The following is an 18823-nucleotide window of genomic DNA, read 5'->3' on the forward strand; positions in this document are numbered from 1 at the left end:
TCACGTTCAGCGGCGCGCAGGCGGCGGCCAACAACGGCGCGCCCGTCAACGCCGATCCCACCAGGCTCAGGCCGCAGACGGTGGTTCCCTTCCGCCCCATCGAACCCACCCGCGCCGACACGATCACCCTGCCAGCCGGCTACCGCTTTCAGGTGCTGGCCCCCTGGGGCGAGACGTTCACGGCAGATGGCCGCGAGATAGGCTTTAACCACGACTTCATCGGCTACTTTCCGGCTGATCTGCTTGAGGGCGGTCAGAGCGCCACCGACGCTCTGCTGACCATCAACCACGAATACGTCAATCCCCTGTTCGTGGGTGGCAACACCACGGAGCGCACCCCCGCCCAGATCAGGAAAGAAATGGAATCGGTGGGCGTCAGCGTGGTGCGGGTCAGCAAGCAGGGCCAGACCTGGAAAGTGGTGCCGGACGCCCGCAACCGACGGATTGATGCCATGACCAGGATTGAGCTGACCGGGCCGGTGCGCGGCACTGCGCCCGTCAAGGGGGCCACCGTGGTCAGCGGGACGGTGGGCAACTGCTCCGGCGGCCAGACGCCGTGGGGCACGCTGCTGACCTGCGAGGAAAACGTGGACGGCTACGCCAAAGCCTGGCCGGACAGCGGCTACGAGGCCATGCACCAGGGCTGGGTCACCGAGATTGATCCCTTCGACGCGGCCTGGATGCCCAAAAAGCGTACTGCGATGGGCCGCTTCCGCCACGAGAACGCCGCCGTCAAGGTGGCCGGGGATGGCCGGGTGGTGGCGTACATGGGCGACGACATGCAGGACGCGTGCATCTACAAGTTTGTCAGCCGGGGCAGGTACAACCCGGCCAACCGCGCCGCCAACCGTGACCTGATGGCCGACGGTGATCTGTATGTCGCCAATTTCGGCAATGGCACCTGGGTGCTGCTGGACTACGACAGGAACAAGAAGTTGCAGGAGGCCAGGGACAGCGCGGGCAAGCCTGTCTTTGCCAGTCAGGCCGAGGTGCTGGCCGACGCCCGCGCCAGCGCCCTGGCCGTGGGCGGCACGCCAGTAGACCGCCCGGAAGACATTGAAATCCACCCGCGCACCGGCGAGGTATATGCCGCGCTGACCAACAACAGCAAGCACGGCAACTACTTCGGCCACATCATCAAATTCCGCGAGGACAAGGGCGACTTCACCGCCGAGAAATTCCTGTGGGAAGTGTTCGCCTACGGCGGCCCACAAAGCGGCTTTGCCAGCCCAGACAACCTGGTGTTCGATCCTTACGGCAACCTGTGGATGGTCACGGACAACAGCGACCTGGGCACCAACCCGATCAAGGAATACCACGGCAACAACGCCATGTTCTTCTTTCCCACCGAGGGGCCGAATGCGGGCAAGGCGTACCGCTTCGCCGTCGGACCTATAGATGCGGAGATGACCGGGCCTGTGTTCTCGCCCGACGGCAAAACCCTGTTTTTGTCGGTACAGCACCCCGGCGAGGACAGCGAGAGCCTGGACAAGCTGACCAGCAACTTTGGGGCGGCCCAGGGCAGCAAGGTTCCCCGCCCCACCCTGGTGGCCATTGAGGGCTTCCCCGGTTGGACGGCATGACCCTCTGGCCGCGTTCCAGTGCGCCGTGGATCGTGGGCCGCCCCGCCCGCTTTTCAGACGCTGCCGAGGATTTCGTTAATGAATTGACCCGTCAGCAGCCGTGGCGCAAGGCCCGCTGTGAGGCGTGGTTGGAGGCCATGATTGACGAACTGGGCGACCCTGCCCTCAGCGTCACGTTCCCAGACGCCGGGGCCGACGCCTGGCTCGCTGCCCTGTCTGACCCCGGACAGACCGAGGCCCGCGCCGTGCTGGCCGAATTTAAGGCCTATCTGAATGAGTGGGACTGGCTGCCTGATCAGGCATAGCGTCAGCGCACGCACCCAGCACCGAGACCAATAGCCGAAGCCAGCCCCGTACGAATCGCGGGGCAGGCTTTGCTGTGTGATTCAGAGAAAGTGCGAGTCAAGCGGCGGTGCTGACGCTACTTCAGAGCAGCTACCATTTCATTCACATTGGCCTGGAATGCCCCCAGGAATGTCTCGCCCGCGCTCCCTTTCGGCCCCAGCGCGTCGGTATACAGCGGTGGGGCGATTTTCGCGCCGGTTTCCTTGGCCAGCGCCTCGGCCAGGCGGGTATTCACGATGTTCTCGGTGAAGATGACCTTGACGCCGCTCTGCTTGACCGCCGTGACCAGCGTCGCCAGCTCGCGCGCACTCGGCTCCCGCTCGGTACTCAGGCCAGGAATCACGGTGCCGACAACCGTGAGGCCGTAACGGGCGGCAAAGTAATTGAGTGCGTCATGGTTGGTCACGATCTGCCGCTGGCTGGCGGGCAGCGTGGCAAACTGCTTTTTGGCGTAGGCGTCGGCTTCATTTAACTTTTTGATGTACGCGGCGGCGTTGCTGGCATAGGTTGCCTTGCCCGCTGGGTCCAGCGCACTCAGGGTGTTCTGGACGTTCTTCACGTAGCCTGCCGCCAGCCCCAGATCCCACCACGCATGGGGGTCAAAGTCGCTGTGTTCTTCCCCGGCGTGTTCCTCGCCTTCCTCTTCCTCGCCGCCCTCGCGCAGCTTCAGGCCGCTGGTCAGCGTGCGGACCGGGACGGACGGCGCAGAGGCCTGCACCTGCGGCAACCACGGCTCCAGCCCCGCGCCGTTCACGAACATCACCCGGCTTCCTGCCAGGCCCCGGATCACGCTGGCTGTGGGTTGAAAGGTGTGCGAGTCCCCTCCGGCTGGCACGATCTCGTTAATGCTCACGCGCGTCCCGCCCACATTCCGCACGAAGTCGGCCAGGATGCTGTTGGACACGCTGACTTGCAGGGGTGCAGCCTGGGCGCTCGCCAGACCGAGGAGACCCAGAACCATCAGGCCCTTCACAGCAGCTCCACTTGCTTGAAGCCGCCGCGCACCAGCGTGCGAAGGGCGTGGGCGCTGATCCAGACAGTCTTGACCACGCCACCTTCGCGGATGGTCCGCTTTTGCAGGTTGGCCTTCTGCACCCGCTTGCTGACGCCCGTGACCTTGCGGCCCACCCCGCCTGCCGCCCGCGCCTTGCCGCGCCGGATCACACTATTTACAACCAGATTCTTCTTGCCTGTCAGATAACATTCACGGCTCATATACGGCTCCTTTAAACTGATGAGAGGGAAAAAAAGTGCGAAAGAAAGGGGAGCGGATGTCAACGCGCCGCCGCCCCCTCCAGCAGGCGGTCAAGCTCGGCCCCGTCCAGATCGCGTCCGATAAAGACGATCTCGCTGAAGGCTTCGGCGGGATCATGCCATTCCCCGGCGGTTTCCAGCGCCAGTTGCCGCCCGGTGTGGTTCCATAGGGTTGCCAGGCCGTCACCCAGGTTGACCCAGCCTTTGCTGCGGATCACGTTTCTGGGCAGACCGCCCACCAGCACACGCTGAAGGGCCGCGCCATTAAAGGGCCGCCTGGTGCGGTAGATGTGGGTGCCCAGGCCGTAGGTCTCGCTCTCTGGGGTGTGTTCCTTTTCCAGCTCGGTCATCCACATGTCCATCTGGCTGGCCTGCTCAAAGTCAAACAGGCCCACGTCCAGCACATCTTCCACCGCCACCTGACCCTGCCGGGCGTCCAGCACGCGGGCGCGGGGGTTGGTAATGCCCACCAGTTCGCGCAACTGCTGCACGTCATCCGGGGCGGCCAGATCGGTCTTGTTCAGCACCACGATGTCGGCGAATTCAAGCTGTTCGGCCAGTAGTTCGCCAAAACCCCGCTCGAAGTCGTCGCCGGGAATGGCCTCCTGCCGGTTCCACAGGTCAAAGAACTGGGCGCTGTCCACCACCGTGATCATGGCGTCCACATGCACCCGGCCCAGCAGGTTGGGAATGGCTGCCTGGCCGGGTTCCGGCTCAATCTCCAACTCTTCAGGGGTCAGGCAAAAGCTCTGGGCAATCGGCAGCGGCTCGCCAATGCCGGTGGACTCAATCACGATGGCGTCCAGCTCGCGGGTGTTGAGCAGGTCTTCCACCGCCAGCAGCAGATCGCCGCGCAGGGTGCAGCAAATGCAGCCGTCTGATAGCTCAGTGATCTGCTCATCGGTCTTGACCACCAGGCTGGCGTCGATGTTGACCGCGCCGAATTCATTGACGATCACGGCAATTTTGCGCCCGCCTGCCTGCCGGATGATCTGATTGAGCAGCGTGGTTTTGCCCGCCCCCAGAAAACCGCACAGCACGGTGATGGGGATGGATGGTGGGTGTGGGGACTGGGTCATATATTGATCCTCGGTGGAGTGGATAAACACTGCGGACACAGGCCGTGCAGGGTGAGTTCGTAAGCGTCAATCTGAAACGGGACGGCCAGCGATTGAGGCTCAAAGAGGACGGAGGGTAGGTCGTAGGCCACATGGCACTGGCGGCACAGGAAGTGTGGGTGATCGTGCGGGTGGCCTCCAGCGGGGCAGCGCTCGTACTGTGTGCCGGTGGACAGCGTCACCGCCCTGACCTGTTCATCGGCCATCAGTTGCTTGAGGACGCGGTAAACGGTAGCGATGCCCAGGCCGGGGCGGTGCACGCTGGCCAGCGCCCAGACTTCGTCGGCCTTCAGCGGGCCAGGGGCTTCGTCCAGCACGGCAATGATCCGGTCACGCGGCAGGCTCCGGCGATGAAGGATCGTTTTCCTTAGCATCGCCTCACCCTGTCCCAGCAACTTTGCGCCCGCTTGCCTGCCGGATGATCTGATCGAGCAGCGTGGTCTTGCCCGCCCCCAGAAAACCGCACAGCACGGCAATGGGGACGGACGGAGGGGAGCGAGGGTTCATAGATTGATAATGATATTCCACTATCAATAAAGAAGCAAGGAATGGGCTGGAAGAGAGGGGCGGCTAGTGCTGCTCTCCGGTGGCCGTCACAACCGTCAGCAGGGCAGGCGTGCCGCCGACTTCAAGGCGGCGGGTGACTTTCAGATCACCCATACTGATGTCCAGCACCTCGGCGGTGGTGGGGCTGGTCAGGTAAATGCTGGATTTGCCCGTGGCAAAGGTGGGGCGCACGGCTGCTTTATCGGCGGCGTCAAATGGAGCGACGAGGGGTGCGCTGGTCAGGACGCGGCCCGTGCGGGCGTCCAGGGCGTGCAGGGTTCCGTCGGTGGTCAGCACCATCAGGCGCTGTCCATCCGGCGCGAAGGTGAACTTCAGCGGTGCGGCGCTCAGGGCAACGGGGGTCAGGGCCGTGTCCTGGGGCGTCCAGCGCACCAGACCCTTGCCGAAGTTGCCGTACAGCGCCGGACTCTTGCTGTGCGCGGCCACCGTGCCGACGCGGGTACCCTCGGGCGTCGCGGCGGGGTTGGTCAGCTTGCGGGCTGTCACGTTCTGATCCTGAACTGTCACGGCCAGGACGCCGTCGGTGCAGCCGAAATACGCCACGTCGCCTAGAACAGCCTCACCGTGCAGGCCGGGGCAGGACTCCGGCAGGGTCTTGAGCAGTTGGCCGGATTTCAGGCTGTAGGCGTCCACGCGGTTCAGGCGATAGGAGCCGCTGAGCAGCACGTCACCGAGCATCGCGGGCGCACCATGATCCGGCTGAGCAACAGTCACAACGTTCATGTCGTTGGTCTTGCCCAGCAGCGTCTCGCCAAACACGGCCACCGTGCCGCTCTTATCATTGAAGATGGCGATGCGGTCATCGTGCGCGAAAAAGTGGGTGGGCTGCTGTCCCACGTTCAGGGTGGCAAGGATATGGGGCGCTTTAACCACCAGATCACGGTGATCGCCGTGGTCAACGCTGCTCAGGCCACCGTCCAGCACCGTCACACGGTCACTGTCTCGGTGAAGGGCGTAGCCCAGAGTACCGCCGGGGCCGGTATACAACCCGCTCAGGGAGCCGGGCGTGGAGAAACGGGCGGTGCGTTGACCACTGGCCGCGTCAATCACGCTCAGCTCATTGGTCTTGGCATCGGAGACGATCAGGCGTTCGGCGGTGATTGCGTGGGCGCTCAGGCTCAGGGCGGCGGTCAGGGTCAGCAGGGTGCGGATACGGATCATGGGGAAACTCCTTGTGAATTGGATTTGAGGGGAGGGCCGTATGGGTACAGCGCGGCAGACAGGGCTGGGCTTACGCAGCTCCCGTGGGGGTGCGGCCAGCGAAGTTGATGGCGGCAGGTGGGTGATAGGGGCAGATATCAGCGCAGGGCGCGGAGCAGGGTGTCGCGGTTGGCACGCATCATGGCGATATATCCGGGGGTAGCGGCGCTGCCTTCCGGGTCAAGGATGTACAGTGGCACGCCAGTTTCGGCGGCGACGGCGCGGGCTGGGCCGGGGGGCAATTGCGGCTCCGCGAAGACCGCCCGGACCCCCTGAGAACGAATCACGGCAACCGCGCTTGCCAGGCGGGCCGGGCTGGCCTCAATGCCCTCAAGCGGCGCGAGGGTGGCGGCCACACGCAAGCCGTAGGCGCGGGCAAAGTAGCCAAAAGCATTGTGAAATGTCACCAGCTTGCCGCCCTGCACGGGTTTCAGGGTGGTCTGAAGTTCGCGGTGCAGGGCCATCAGCGCAGCGGATTCACGGGCGGCGGCGGCGCGGTAGGTATCGGCCTGGGCCGGGTCAAGCGCGGCGAGTTCCTGGCCGATCAGGCGGGCGGCCTGGGCCATCAGGCTGGCATCCAGCCACCAGTGCGGATCGGTAGACCGCCCGGAGCGCAGGCGGACAAAGGTCATCTGATCGCCCAGTTTCAGCACACGGGCGCGGCTGCCGCTGGACTGCACGTACCGCTCCAGCCAGGCGTCTGCGCCCAGCCCGGCCATCACGGCCAACTGGGCCGCCCGGATACGCGTCACGTCCCGCACCGTCGGGTCAAAATTGTGGGGGCTGCTGCCAATCGGCGCGGCGCGTTCCACATCGGCGGCGTCGGCGGCCACGCGGCTGACCACATCAAACAGCGGCTGGAAGGAAACGATGACTTTCAGACGTTCGGCCCCGGCGGTGCCGGTCAGACTCAGGCCGATCAGGGCAGCGAGCAGGGCGGCCCGTGGCACCCGGCCCCACTTCACTCCCACTTTGGAAATGGATCAGGAAAGCTGGCCCAGTGTTCCGGCCCCCCGGCCATTTCGGTGTCGCTGAGGAGTGCGGCGTCCAGCCGGGCGCTGATGGCCTGCTGGTCTATGCCCGTTCCGATGAACACCGGTTCCTGGCGGGCGTCCCCGGTGCCGTCATCCCAGACGCCTTTCAGATACGCCGAGAACTCCGGGGAATGCGGCCAGCGCTCTGAGGGAACAGCGGCCCACCAGCGTCCGGCACGGTCAAGGTTTGCCAGCGCGCCCGCCTGACTCCACACCCCGGCAAACGCGGGACGGCTCGCCAGCCAGAAATGGCCCTTGCTGCGGATGACACCGGAGAACTCGCCATGAATGACCCCGTGAAAGCGCTGTGGGTGAAATGGGCGGCGCGAGCGGTACACAAATGAGCGCACGCCGTACTCCTCGCTTTCGGGCAGGTGTTCGCCGCGCAGTTCCTGGAGCCAGCCGGGTGCATCGGCGGCGCGGTCTATGTCAAACAGATGGGTGTTCATCACGGCCCCAGGCGAAACGCGGCCATGTTCTGCGCGGATCAACACCGCGTCGCGGTTTAAGCCCCCCAGTAAGCCCTCAAGCCGGGCAATGTCCGCCTCTGGCATCAGATCGGTCTTGTTGATGACCAGCACATTGGCAAATTCAATCTGATCCATCAGCAGATCGTTGAGGGTGCGGCTGTCGTCAGGGCCGAGAGCCACACCACATTCAAGCAAGGCGTCAGCACGGCCCAGATCAAGCAGCAGATTCACACCATCCACGACCGTCACCAGAGTATCAAGCCGGGCAATATCGTTGAGAATCTGGCCGGTCTCGCTTTCAAAAGTAAATGTTTCGGCCACGGGCAGGGGTTCGCTGATGCCGCTGGATTCAATCAGTATTCCGTCAAAGCGTCCCTCGCGGGCTAGGCGGGCGACCTCGATCAGCAGGTCTTCGCGCAGGGTGCAGCAGATACAGCCGTTGCTCATCTCGACCAGTCGCGCCTCGGTGTGGCCCAGCGCCAACTGTCCAGCCTGGACGAGCTGGGCGTCCACATTGACCTCGCTCATGTCGTTCACGATGACGGCCAGGCGCTGGCCCTTGGTGTTGGACAGCAGGTGGTTGAGCAGGGTGGTTTTTCCAGCGCCCAGAAATCCAGACAGCACCGTGACAGGCAGCGGCTTGGCAGCGGTCTGGGGCGTCACAGCCGCACTCCGCTGGGCTTGGCCGGAACGCGGCGCAGGATCCGCCGTGTCTGTTTGCTCAGGCGGGCGAAGGCGGCACGTTCCTCGTTGGCGTCCAGGTCACGTCCGATCATGACGATACGGGTCTGGCCCGTTCGCGCTTCAGGACCGGGATCAAGCGTGATCAGATCCCGAACCGCGTGCAGGGTCAGGCGCTGTGGATGGGCCTCCAGACTCACCTCGCCCTTGACGCGCAATACCTGTCCTGGACGGGAGGTGATGCGCCGAACCAGGGTGTACCAGCCGTCCAGGGACAGCGGCGTGTTGCTTTCCAGGGTGAAACTCTTGAGGGCGCGGGTATGAACGGTCTGGGCAGCGGAGGCGGGCATGGTCCAGTCGGCACTGAAGCCGTGTGTGCCGAGCAGCGCCAGGGCGTCCACGACCGAATGCTGGGCCTCCACAAGATGTGTCAGCGGATTGAGGGCCTGAACCAGTGTCCGCATCTGCTTCAGGTCGGGCGGCGTGACCAGATCGGTCTTGTTCATGACCACCGTGGTGGCGTAGAGGAGCTGCGCGGCTCCCTCCGGGTTTTCGTGAAGGGTCTGGGCCAAGTTGCGGGCGTCTACCACGGTGATCAGGCTGTCCAGTCTGAAGATGGCCCGCACATCCGGATCAAGCAGCGTTTCCAGCACGGGCAGGGGATCGGCAATGCCGCTCAGTTCAATCAGAACGTGTGCGGGTGCGCCGCCCTCACTCTGGCCGCGCTGCGCCAGGATGACCAGCGCCCGGATCAGGTCATCGCGCCCGGTGCAGCACAGGCAGCCAGCCGTCAGTTCCTGAATGTCATCTGGCTGATCACTGAGGCGTTCGATCAGGCCGCCATCGACGCCCGTCTGGCCGAATTCGTTGACGATCACGCCGATGCGGCGGCCCGGCAGGGTCTGGGCAAAGTGTGCGGCAGTGCTGCGGATCAGGTGGTTGACCAGCGTGGTCTTGCCCGCGCCGAGAAACCCGCCGATGACGGTGATGGGGATTCGGGGATCAGCGGGGGTCACAGAATCAGGAATGGTCATCTATCCATAATGATATATCATTATCAATAACATGACAAACACTGACCTTCGTTCCCGCTGTCCCCTGACCGTGCAGTTCTGGCTGCTGGGCCTGGACGCCCGGCAGGGCCATCTTCTCTTGCGCGGCTTTCAGAAACGTCCGGCGTCCCAGGGCAGCAGCACCTATGTCCTGGACCACCTGAGCCTGCACAGTTCCGGCCTGTCTCTCCGGCAGGAATCAGATCTGTTGCGGTTCAACCGGCGCACCCAGAGCTACACCCTGAACGAACGGCCCATTCCCGCAAAATTTGCCCGCCAGCTCATGCGGCCTGCTCTGCAAGCGCACGAGGACTGGACGGCGCTCCAGTTCGGCGAGGCTTACCGTCAGTCGCAGTTTGTCACCCACCGTCTGCCCCGTCTGGTGGCTCGTTCGCTGGATGCCTGGCGGCACTATGTCCGGCCTGTGACGATCAGTCCATGACTGTCAGGTCATAGAGGCCACCAAAATCCAGGGGCAATGGCTTTCCAGTGCTGAAATGCTCGCTGGATGCCTGCGGGGTAACGGTGCCGAAGAGCCTGACGAATCTATTGGCCAACCCTCCCGCCCCCGCTTTTTGGTGGACTCCAACAGCGTCTCGCTTGAATTCAGCGGAATGGATTCTGCGGTGGGTCATGATGGTGCCTCCTATTGACGAGGCTGATCTCCATCTGCGCAAAACTGAGTCATCCTCAGCGATGTCTAGCCCCTCCGTCAGCGTGATACGCACCGAAGACCACAGGCAGAAGAGGCGGCGCACTTGACTCCTTATTGAGAATAGTTTATCAATAGATCCCTCGAGGGGAGTGGCTTCCAAGAGATCCTATGACTGCATCCCTGGAACGTCCCCTGATTGTTACGGTTCTGTCTGGCTTTCTGGGGGCGGGCAAACTGGCAGACGTTTCCCGCCGCCTTTCCGCAGTGGTGACGCGCCGCTGCACCCCAGCCCCCGCCCCTTCACCCCCCTTCGAGTTCAAGGAGAACACCATGTCCACCCTGGCCCGCACCGTCCTTGCCACCGCCGCCCTGCTGAGTCGCCGGGACGTGCGGGCGCTCAAGAGGACTGTGTGACTGACGACGCGGAATCCATGCGGGCGCGTCAGGACTCTGTCGCCCAGTTGCACGCTACTGGGAATTTCACCCTGTACCTGGCGCGGCGACCATGATGCGCCGGGACGCCTCTATGCTGAACGCCGCGCATGACAGGCCACGACGTTCGCGCGCCGCAACCTTCGGTCTGCTCGTGGTCGCCGTGTCGGTCCTGCTGATCCTCGCGGTGCTGACCTCAGTCTCGCTGGGGGCTGTCCATCTTCCCATTGAGCGGGTCGCGCGCATCGCGGCACACCATATTTTCGGCGTCGGGCCGGTCACGTGGACGCCGGTGGACGACCAGATCGTGTGGACGTTCCGCGCGCCGCGCGCCCTGCTCGCGGCCCTGGTTGGTGCGGCGCTCGCTGTGTCGGGCGCGGTGTTGCAGGCGGTGGCGCGCAATGCCCTGGCGGACCCGTACGTGTTCGGTATTTCGGGCGGCGCGAGTGTCGCCGCCGTGGCGTCTCTTACCCTGGGCGGTGCCGTGACGGGTGGGCTGCCGTTGCCCTTCGCGGCGTTTACGGGCGCGGCCCTCACCACCCTCGCCGTATACGCCCTCGCGCAGAGTGGCGGGCGGGTCACGCCCCTGCGGCTGGTGCTGTCGGGCGTGGCCGCCGGGTACGTGCTGTCCGCCGTCACAAGTTTTCTGGTGCTGCGCGCCGCCGGGCCGGACAATCCACTCGGCAGCGTCCTGACCTGGCTGGCAGGCAGCTTCGGCGGCGCGCAGTGGTCTTACCTCGGCGTACCCAGCGTGGCGCTACTGCTCGCTACTGGGTGGCTGCTGGCCCGTGCCCGCGCCATGAACGCGCTGCTCAACGGCGAGGAAGGCGCTATCAGCCTCGGTGTGAACGTTCAGCGCTTTCGGTTGGAGCTGTTCTTGCTCACCGCCCTGCTAGTCGGGGTGTCGGTGGCGGTGTCAGGGGCCATCGGCTTTGTGGGCTTAATGATTCCGCACGTCGCGCGGCTGCTGACCGGCAGCGACCACCGCCGGGTTCTGCCACTTTGCGCTTTGCTGGGCGCGGCCTTCCTGGTGACCTGCGATGTGCTGGGGCGGGTTGTCATCGCGCCCACCGAACTGCCGGTCGGTATCGTCACCGCCGTGTTCGGCGGGCCGTTCTTCGTGTGGCTGCTGCGGCGCAATCGCCGGGAGACCCTGTGAAGCTCGACCTCAGCAGCGTGGGGGCCGATCTCGGCGCGCGGCGCATCGTGGACGACGTGACGCTCCATGTGCAGGCCGGTGAAATCGTGGGCCTGATCGGTCCGAACGGCAGCGGCAAAAGCACCTTGCTGCGCACCGTGTACCGGATGCTGCGCCCAGTCGCGGGCCGCGTCACGCTCGGCACAGACGACCTGTGGCGGCTTCCCCCACGGGAGGCGGCGCGCCGGGTTGCTGTGGTCGCGCAGGAAGCTGCCCCAGAGTTTGAGTTCACGGTGTCGGAAGTCGTGGAGATGGGCCGCACGCCGCACAAGGGGGCCTTCGCACGCGATACGCCGCAGGACGCCAGCATCGTGCGCGGAGCGCTAGCGCGGGTGGACCTGCAAGCGTTCGCCCAGCGCGACTTCGCCACCCTTTCCGGCGGCGAAAAGCAGCGTGTAATGGTCGCGCGGGCGCTCGCGCAGGAACCGAAGCTGCTCGTGCTGGACGAACCCACCAACCACCTCGACATCCACCACCAGCTTGAACTGCTCGAACTGCTGCGTTCGCTCAAGTTGACCATCCTCGTGACGCTGCACGATCTCAACCTCGCTGCTGCGTACTGCGACCGCCTGTACCTGCTCGACGCGGGTCGGCTGGTCGCCTGCGGCGCGCCGCAGGACGTGCTCACGCCCGAACTGCTCCGGCAGGTGTACCGGGTGGACGTGGTGGTGTCGCGCCACCCGGTCACAGCCCGACACCACCTTTCATTTTTTCCGCTTCAACGCGCTGTCTCTCTCGCACCACCGGAGGTCTTATGAATACCACCCGTCTTGTCTCACTCAGCTTCATCCTGCTCGCCAGCATGGGTGCCCACGCGCAAAACCCGTCCCCGGTCAAGGTCAACAACTGCGGTCAGGCGCTGACCTTTGCCCAGGCGCCGCAGCGCGTCATCACCACGTACTCGGTCACCACCGAGCTGATGCTGCGCCTCGGTCTCGGCGACCGGATCGTCGGCGCGGCGAACTTCGGGGAAGCCATGCCCGCCGACTTGCAAACGGCCTACACGAAGCTCAACCGCATCGGCGCGAATTACCGCCTGCCCAAGGAAATCACGCTGTCGCTGCGCCCGGACTTCGTGTTCGACAACCAGCCCAACTCGGCCTACGATGGCAAGAAAGGCAATGCGACTCAGGCGGAGTTGAGAGCGGCGGGCGCGCAACTCTATACCCTGACGGCCAAGTGCGGCGGCGGTCGGGTAGGGGCCAAATTCGAGGACATCTACACCGATCTAAACAACCTCGGGCGTATTTTCGGCGTGGAAAGCCGTGCCAGAGCGGTGGTGGCCGACATGAGCAAGACGGTTGCGGGGGTGCGGGCGCGTGTGGCAGGCCGTCCACCCGTGCGCGTGATGATGTACTCGGACGGTGAGGGACCGGTCGGCGTGTACGGCCCCGGCCCCTACGACAACGTCTTGAAACTGGCGGGCGCGGTAAACGTCTTTGGCGACCTGAAGGACATCTACGCGCAGCTCAGCGTGGAGGAAATTGCAGTACGCGACTTCGACGCTTTCGTGATTCTGTCGGCGGAGGGCAACGAAAAACAGGCAATGGATTTCCTGCTGCGTACCTTCCCGAACAGCAAGGCCGCCAAAAATAAACGGGTAGTGGCCGTGGCGTACGAACTGGTGAATCCGGGTGTGCGCAGTCACCTGGGCGTGGAGCGGCTCGCGCGTGGGCTACACCCAGAAGCATTTCGGAGGTAGGAACGCTGTGACCGGGGCCATGTTCACTGGGTCTCCAGCGGAAGAGAGAAAGTCAGCGTGACCTCGCCCCCTGCCCCGCCCTCTCTGTGGTGGGACGCGTCATTCCGGCGCTTCTGGTTCGCACGGGTCGTTTCGACCTTTGGCTCGACGCTCACCATTGTCGCGCTGCCGGTCCTGGTCTTCCGGCTCACTGGCTCGCCCTTGCAAACGGCCCTGCTGACCGCCCTGGGGGTTGTGCCTTACCTGTTGTTTGGCTTGCTGGCCGGGGCAGTCGCGGACCGGACCGACCGCAAGCGGCTGATGGTGATATGCGACCTGCTCAACGCCGCGCTGCTGGCCAGCGTGCCGGTCGCGGCGGGGCTAGGCCTCCTGACGCTGCCGCACCTGTACGTGGTGGCCGCCCTGTCGGCCACCCTGTTCGTATGGTTTGACGCGGCGAGCTTCGGGGCGTTGCCCGCTCTGGTGGGCCGAGAGCGCATCACCGAGGCCAACAGCCTCACCTGGTCTGCCGAAACGGTCGTGGCCGTCGCGGGTCCAGCAGTGGCCGGGGTGCTGGTGGCGATGATCGGACCCGCCTCTGCTCTGGGTGTGGACAGCCTGAGTTACCTCGTCTCGGGCGTGGCGCTGGCGCTGATTCCCCGCGCTTTTAACGTGGCACGCGCCCCCGACTCGCCTGGCACCCCGGTCGCACGACGGCTGCTGGCCGACATCCGTGAGGGCCTGCGCTTCCTGTGGGCGCACCCGCTGGTGCGGCCCCTCACGCTACTGGGCTTTACCCTCAGTTTCGTGGGCGGTGGTGTGACGGGCCTGCTGGTGGTGTATGCGGTGCGCGGCCTGGGGCTGGAGGCCACCGATGTCCGGCTGGGGTGGCTGTACACCGCGATGGCGCTCGGCTCGCTCGCGGCGAGTTTGCTGCTACCACGCCTGAAGCGCTTTGCGCCGGGCTGGGTATCGCTGGCGGGCTTTACGCTGCACCCGCTGGCACTGCTAGGGGTGGTACTTGCGCCGGGCGTGGTGTGGGCTTTGCCCGCGCTGTTCGTATGGAACGCGGTCTACACCATCGTGGTGATCAACGGCATCAGCCTACGACAGCGGGTCACGCCTGACGGGCTACAAAGCCGGGTGAACGCGGCAGGCCGCATGCTGGCGTGGGGCGGCTCGCCCTTCGGGGCGCTGGCTGGCGGCCTGCTGGCTGAAGACTGGGGAGTGCGTGGGGTCTACCTCGGTGCGGTGGGGGTGGCGAGCGTGGCCGCGCTGCTTGCGTGGGCCTCACCCCTGCGCCGTTCTGGGGCGCAGGCAGAGCCAGGCGGCGAGATCCCCGCAGCCACGGTTCCCGACCCCTGAAGGAGGGCCGCAAAAAGCAGGGGCCGCACCATCCCGAGGCAATGTGGCCACATGATAAGGCGTACCCAATGCGACTCCTCGAGCGACGCCCCCTGAATTACGTTGCTCCTAACCCCCAGAATTTGGTGGAGCGCATCAAAATCCGGGGGCTAGAAGTGAGTCCACCAAAAAGCGGGGGCGGGAGGGTTGGCCAATAGATTCGTCAGGCTCTTCGGCACCGTTACCCCGCAGGCGTCCAGCGAGCATGTCAGCACTGGAAAGCCATTGCCCCTGGATTTTGGTGGACTCCATGACTGCCAGGCCATACTGAAACCGACTTGAATCGTTTGTGAAAACGGTGCAATCCGGGCGGAGCGAGGAAAACGAAATACGGCCTTCGCCGCGCCTGGGGAGGACTGGTAACGCCCCTGCTCGTCCTGGCCTGCTGCTGGTCCAGAAGCGCACGGTACCCTATCTGCGGGCGGGGCCCAGCGTCATCCTGGCCACCGATACTTCCAACGAACTTCAAGTCGATCCTTCGGTCTTTCAGCGAAAGACCCAGCTTGACACGCCTGCTCTTTCATGCAACATTCGATGTGTCATGAATTTAGACAGCCGACTTTCCAGTGTGCTTCACCTGCTGCTTCACCTGATGGACAGCGCGCACGCCATTCCTTCCGAGAAGCTGGCTACCGCCATGAACTCCAATCCCGTCGTCGTGCGCCGCACGATGGCCGGGCTACGCGACGCCGGACTGGTCACCTCCGAAAAGGGCCACGGTGGCGGCTGGCGGCTGAGCTGTGACCCCGAGCAGACCACCATGCTGGACGTGTACCGCGCGCTTGGCTCACCCCGACTCTTCGCGATGGGCAACCGCTGCGACACGCCAATCTGTCTGATTGAGCAGGCTGTCAACGTGGCCCTGAACGACGCCTTTCAGGAAGCCGAAGCCCTCATCACCGCACAACTGGGCACCCTGACCCTTTCCGCCCTCTCCACCGACTTTGGTGAACGCGTCAAGGTCTACGCCAGCACGAACCAAGAGAACCCCCATGCCATCTAAACCAAGTTTTGACGCTTTAGTCATTGGCGGCAGCTACGCTGGACTCTCTGGCGCGATGCAGATCGCCCGCAGTGGCCGCCCGGTCTGCATTTTGGACAGTGGCCAGCCGCGCAACCGCTTTGCCGCCCACTCGCACGGCTTCTTTGGGCAGGACGGCCAGGCCCCGCGCCAGATGATCGCGCAGGCACGGGCGGACCTCGCCCGCTACCCGAATGTCACCTTCCTGGACACGCGGGCCACCATCGCCAGCCGGGAAGACGACAGCTTCAGCGTGACCACTGCAAGGGGCGAGACGCTGCACGCCCAAAAGTTGCTGCTGGCCTACGGCGTGGTGGACATCTTGCCGGACGTTTCTGGTCTGGAGGAGCGCTGGGGCATCACCGCCCTGCATTGTCCGTACTGCCACGGCTACGAGGTCAAGGGTGAACAGTTGGGTGTGCTGAATGTCGGTCCGCTGTCCACCCATCAAGTCTTGCTGATCTCGGACTGGGGGCCTGTGACCTTTTTCCTGAACGGCCAGCCACCGCCGGACGACGTGATCCTGGCGAAGTTGACCGAGCGCGGTGTAAAGATTGAAACCGGATTGGTGACGACGCTGGAGGGAGATTCTCCGGCCCTGAGTGGCGTTCGTTTAGAAGATGGCCGTCTGATTCCGCTGGCCGCTCTGTTTCTGGGGTCACGCATCCGCTTTGCCAGTGACATCGCGGGCCAACTGGGCTGCGCCACCGAGGAAGGGATGCAGGGGCCGTTGCTTGCGGTGGATATGTTCAAACAGACCACCGTGCCGGGCGTCTACGCGGCGGGCGACATCACGCTGCGGATGTCCAACGCCAGCATGGCCGCTGCCGATGGCGTCTTCGCAGGAGCCTGCCTGCACCAGTCGCTGATCTTCGGGCCGTTGGAAGCGCTGGGGAAAGACGTGTCAGAAAAAGTGGCCTCAGACTGATGGGCAACGACACCCCCAATGAAGCCCGGCAATTCTGGGAAGACTGGTATCAGAAAGGGGCAAAGCCCTGGACGGGACGGCCCAACGCCATTCTGAAGCAGTTTGCTGAGTCTCTCCCCACTGGCACGGCCCTGGACCTCGGCTGTAGTGAGGGCAACAGCGCCGTATGGCTGGCGCAGCAGGGCTGGCAGGTCACGGGCGCAGACATTTCCAGCACTGCGCTGGAGCGGGCTGCTGGTCACGCCGCCGATGCCGGAGTTTCGGAGCGCACCCATTTTGGGCAGCATGACCTGAGCCAGAGCTTCCCCGCAGGCCAGTTTGATCTGGTCTACGCGCTGTATCTAGAATCGCCCATGCATCTTTCACGCGCTCAGGTCTTGAAACAGGCCGCTGACGCTGTGGCTTCCGGCGGGCTGCTCCTGATCGTGACACACGCCTCTGTGCTGCCCTGGGCCTGGAAACAGGAAGAGATCGTCTTTCCTGAACCACAGGAAGCGCTGGACAGCATCGGCCTGAATCTGGACGGCTGGAACACCGACTTTCTGGGCGCTCCCGAACGGGAACTGACCGGACCAGACGGCAGGGCAGCCACCGTCAAGGACATCATCATCGCGCTCAGGCGACAGCCATGACCACCGAAACATCTTCCGGTCTAATGACTGCCAATCCGTGCCACGGGCCTCAAGGCGTTCTCATCAGCCTTGACCGACCAGCCGCCGCACCAGTTTGTCGTAGCCCTCCGGGTACACGGGAAACATCTGGCGGGACTGGGTGTTCCACAGCGCGTTGAAGCTGTGGTAACTCATATACGCCAGCGGCCCCACCATGCTGTCACTGACCCACACCAGCCCGGCCTGATCGTCGTAACCGCGTACCACGCGGAAATGCGGCACCTGGCCGGGGTACTCGTACCACTGCAACACGATCACCGGAATGCCCAGCGCTAGCAGCCGCTTGACCTGTGACAGTTGCCCGCCGCGCACCGCCAGCGTGCGGAGCTTGAACTTTCGCAACTCCGGGGCAATGGCACTGATCTGCATATAGCCGCCGTTCGGGCGGGCCGTGCGCTGGATGACGTTCTGGCCGATGTTCACCTTGAAAAAGCCCAGTACTGCGGACAGCGCACTGGGACCGCAATTGTTGTAGGTCTGCATGCTGAAGCCCAGGCCGGGCAGATACGTTCGCACTGGCAGTTCATTGCCGAACGGCGAATCCGCGCCAGGCAGCGCCCAGCCGATAAAACTGGTGACGGTGGCCGGGGGCGGGGTTGCCCACTTTTTCGGGCCACTGACCCGCACCGAATTGGGGCGCGGCGTGGCGGCGGGCAGAGGGGGCAATTTCTGGACCGGCTGCACGGGCGAAACCGATGCTGGACCCAGCCGAATGACCTGCCCTGGTTGCAGCGTCGTTCCAGTCAAGCCGTTAAGCTTGAGCAGGGCCGCCACCGAGGTCCCCGCGTTCCTCGCCACCTGAGACAGCGTGTCGCCGCTTCTGACCGTATGGGTCTGCGCCGCAGAGGCTACTCCAGCGGCAGTGCCGGTCAGGGAGAGCAGGACCGCACCCAGTATCCAGCGCCGCAGGGGCAGGATAACCCTGGGCGGCTTCAGTGTTTGCTCGATCATTGCACACACCATAACCTGGCAAATATGGTCTGCAACGTTGCGGGTGATCAACTCAAGGTGGTATCTATCGCCAAACCTGGCGCGGAGATCCAGGGTTGGCAGCCTACCCCCAGCGATCTGATCATGGCCTGAATCTGGAACGCTGGTTTGAAAAATTCACCCGGTAACTGGGCAAAGTTCCTAGCGTCACCCTGACCGACGGCATCATGCCGATGAATATTTCCTCAGACGCGTACAAGGGCAAGCCCAACGCCAGGGATTCAGTACCGGACAACTTGCGTTTAAGTGGCGCTGGGTGCGGAGAAAGGTTGATTTAAGAGGCCGAAGTATATTTCGGCCTGTGGGTGATCCCATCTCAGCGCTCTCGCCAGATATTGCCAGCCATACTGGACCACGCTGACTGCGCGACGACCATGCGCTTTGACTGGAATTGGTTTGGACGCATTCATCCAGACGCCCACCCGCAGACAGCACACCCAGGCCAGCGTGACCAGTCCAAACAACCGCTCTAATCGGTCAGCGTGGGTCACCGCTGACCGTTCCAGGTCAAAGCCACGCGACTTCATGCTGCTGAACGT

22 protein-coding genes and 1 pseudogene are annotated in these 18823 nt (G+C 64.1%); 11 read left to right on the top strand and 12 right to left on the bottom strand.

What is annotated here, in order from left to right; translation table 11 throughout:
- Together Q319_RS0117605 and Q319_RS0117610 are read left to right on the top strand one after the other, a co-directional pair.
- Window positions 1-1583: PhoX family protein (locus Q319_RS0117605; RefSeq protein ID WP_029483769.1), on the top strand; the 1583-nt coding region annotated here is incomplete at its 5' end.
- Window positions 1580-1888, top strand: coding sequence for a hypothetical protein (locus Q319_RS0117610; RefSeq protein WP_029483770.1), 309 nt, complete (start codon window positions 1580-1582; stop codon window positions 1886-1888). The genes Q319_RS0117605 and Q319_RS0117610, both read left to right, overlap by 4 nt.
- Window positions 1889-2004: 116 nt before the next feature.
- On the opposite strand, the gene mntC is transcribed toward Q319_RS0117610, so the two are convergent.
- The 9 genes from mntC to Q319_RS0117650 all read right to left on the bottom strand — a co-directional run bounded on the left by mntC (window position 2005) and on the right by Q319_RS0117650 (window position 9286).
- Window positions 2005-2889 (bottom strand): manganese ABC transporter substrate-binding protein MntC, encoded by an 885-nt coding sequence (mntC, locus tag Q319_RS0117615; protein WP_029483771.1) that lies wholly within the window; start codon window positions 2887-2889, stop codon window positions 2005-2007.
- A gap of 8 nt (window positions 2890-2897) precedes the next feature.
- The gene (rpmB, locus tag Q319_RS0117620; protein WP_029483772.1) at window positions 2898-3143 is read right to left on the bottom strand and encodes a 50S ribosomal protein L28; all 246 of its coding nucleotides are present in this window, start codon (window positions 3141-3143) and stop codon (window positions 2898-2900) included.
- Between the two features lie 59 nt (window positions 3144-3202).
- Window positions 3203-4261: a CobW family GTP-binding protein gene (locus tag Q319_RS0117625; protein WP_029483773.1), complete on the bottom strand. Its 1059-nt coding sequence runs from the start codon at window positions 4259-4261 to the stop codon at window positions 3203-3205.
- Window positions 4258-4674: a Fur family transcriptional regulator gene (locus Q319_RS0117630; RefSeq protein WP_029483774.1), complete on the bottom strand. Its 417-nt coding sequence runs from the start codon at window positions 4672-4674 to the stop codon at window positions 4258-4260. The genes Q319_RS0117625 and Q319_RS0117630 overlap by 4 nt, the downstream gene beginning before the upstream one ends.
- A gap of 4 nt (window positions 4675-4678) precedes the next feature.
- Window positions 4679-4807: a GTP-binding protein gene (locus Q319_RS26415; RefSeq protein ID WP_081846134.1), complete on the bottom strand. Its 129-nt coding sequence runs from the start codon at window positions 4805-4807 to the stop codon at window positions 4679-4681.
- A gap of 63 nt (window positions 4808-4870) precedes the next feature.
- Window positions 4871-6028 carry an outer membrane protein assembly factor BamB family protein gene (locus tag Q319_RS0117635; RefSeq protein ID WP_051655520.1) on the bottom strand — a complete coding sequence of 386 codons (1158 nt, stop codon included), beginning with the start codon at window positions 6026-6028 and terminating at the stop codon, window positions 4871-4873.
- 137 nt (window positions 6029-6165) lie between these two features.
- Window positions 6166-7017: a metal ABC transporter substrate-binding protein gene (locus Q319_RS0117640; RefSeq protein WP_162178670.1), complete on the bottom strand. Its 852-nt coding sequence runs from the start codon at window positions 7015-7017 to the stop codon at window positions 6166-6168.
- Window positions 7018-7028: 11 nt separating this feature from the next.
- Complete coding sequence (locus Q319_RS0117645; RefSeq protein WP_029483777.1) at window positions 7029-8234, bottom strand: GTP-binding protein; 1206 nt, start codon at window positions 8232-8234, stop codon at window positions 7029-7031.
- On the bottom strand, window positions 8231-9286 hold the full coding sequence (locus Q319_RS0117650; RefSeq protein WP_029483778.1) for a CobW family GTP-binding protein: 1056 nt from the start codon (window positions 9284-9286) through the stop codon (window positions 8231-8233). The genes Q319_RS0117645 and Q319_RS0117650 overlap by 4 nt, the downstream gene beginning before the upstream one ends.
- Before the next feature lie 31 nt (window positions 9287-9317).
- On the opposite strand from Q319_RS0117650, the gene Q319_RS0117655 reads away from it, so the two are divergent.
- Entirely contained in the window at window positions 9318-9746 is a 429-nt protein-coding gene (locus Q319_RS0117655; protein ID WP_156039432.1) for a hypothetical protein, read from the top strand.
- Here the strand turns inward: Q319_RS0117655 and Q319_RS27335 are convergent.
- Complete coding sequence (locus Q319_RS27335; protein ID WP_156039433.1) at window positions 9736-9939, bottom strand: hypothetical protein; 204 nt, start codon at window positions 9937-9939, stop codon at window positions 9736-9738. The genes Q319_RS0117655 and Q319_RS27335 overlap by 11 nt on opposite strands.
- 188 nt (window positions 9940-10127) lie before the next feature.
- Here Q319_RS27335 and Q319_RS0117665 point away from each other — a divergent pair, with 188 nt between their 5' ends.
- The 8 genes from Q319_RS0117665 (at window position 10128) to Q319_RS0117700 (ending at window position 17255) form a co-directional block, all read left to right on the top strand.
- Complete coding sequence (locus Q319_RS0117665; RefSeq protein ID WP_029483781.1) at window positions 10128-10373, top strand: hypothetical protein; 246 nt, start codon at window positions 10128-10130, stop codon at window positions 10371-10373.
- 112 nt (window positions 10374-10485) lie between these two features.
- Window positions 10486-11550, top strand: a complete 1065-nt coding sequence (locus tag Q319_RS0117670) for a FecCD family ABC transporter permease (protein WP_029483782.1) — start codon at window positions 10486-10488, stop codon at window positions 11548-11550.
- A complete protein-coding gene (locus Q319_RS0117675) occupies window positions 11547-12347 on the top strand; it encodes a heme ABC transporter ATP-binding protein (protein WP_051655521.1) in 801 nt (266 codons plus the stop codon). The genes Q319_RS0117670 and Q319_RS0117675 overlap by 4 nt, the downstream gene beginning before the upstream one ends.
- Window positions 12344-13291 (top strand): ABC transporter substrate-binding protein, encoded by a 948-nt coding sequence (locus Q319_RS0117680; protein ID WP_029483784.1) that lies wholly within the window; start codon window positions 12344-12346, stop codon window positions 13289-13291. The genes Q319_RS0117675 and Q319_RS0117680 overlap by 4 nt, the downstream gene beginning before the upstream one ends.
- Before the next feature lie 57 nt (window positions 13292-13348).
- Window positions 13349-14635 (top strand): MFS transporter, encoded by a 1287-nt coding sequence (locus tag Q319_RS0117685; protein WP_211252385.1) that lies wholly within the window; start codon window positions 13349-13351, stop codon window positions 14633-14635.
- A 580-nt stretch (window positions 14636-15215) separates the two neighbouring features.
- A complete protein-coding gene (locus Q319_RS0117690) occupies window positions 15216-15677 on the top strand; it encodes an RrF2 family transcriptional regulator (RefSeq protein WP_029483786.1) in 462 nt (153 codons plus the stop codon).
- Window positions 15667-16623, top strand: a complete 957-nt coding sequence (locus Q319_RS0117695; RefSeq protein ID WP_034415660.1) for an NAD(P)/FAD-dependent oxidoreductase — start codon at window positions 15667-15669, stop codon at window positions 16621-16623. The genes Q319_RS0117690 and Q319_RS0117695 overlap by 11 nt, the downstream gene beginning before the upstream one ends.
- Complete coding sequence (locus Q319_RS0117700; protein WP_029483788.1) at window positions 16623-17255, top strand: class I SAM-dependent methyltransferase; 633 nt, start codon at window positions 16623-16625, stop codon at window positions 17253-17255. The genes Q319_RS0117695 and Q319_RS0117700 overlap by 1 nt, the downstream gene beginning before the upstream one ends.
- A gap of 63 nt (window positions 17256-17318) precedes the next feature.
- On the opposite strand, the gene Q319_RS0117705 is transcribed toward Q319_RS0117700, so the two are convergent.
- Together Q319_RS0117705 and Q319_RS27340 are read right to left on the bottom strand one after the other, a co-directional pair.
- Window positions 17319-18245: a LysM peptidoglycan-binding domain-containing protein gene (locus Q319_RS0117705; protein WP_081846137.1), complete on the bottom strand. Its 927-nt coding sequence runs from the start codon at window positions 18243-18245 to the stop codon at window positions 17319-17321.
- 281 nt (window positions 18246-18526) lie between these two features.
- Window positions 18527-18823: pseudogene (locus Q319_RS27340) on the bottom strand (IS4 family transposase); the annotation flags it as partial.

The organism is Deinococcus marmoris DSM 12784 (assembly GCF_000701405.1).
GTDB lineage: Bacteria > Deinococcota > Deinococci > Deinococcales > Deinococcaceae > Deinococcus > Deinococcus marmoris.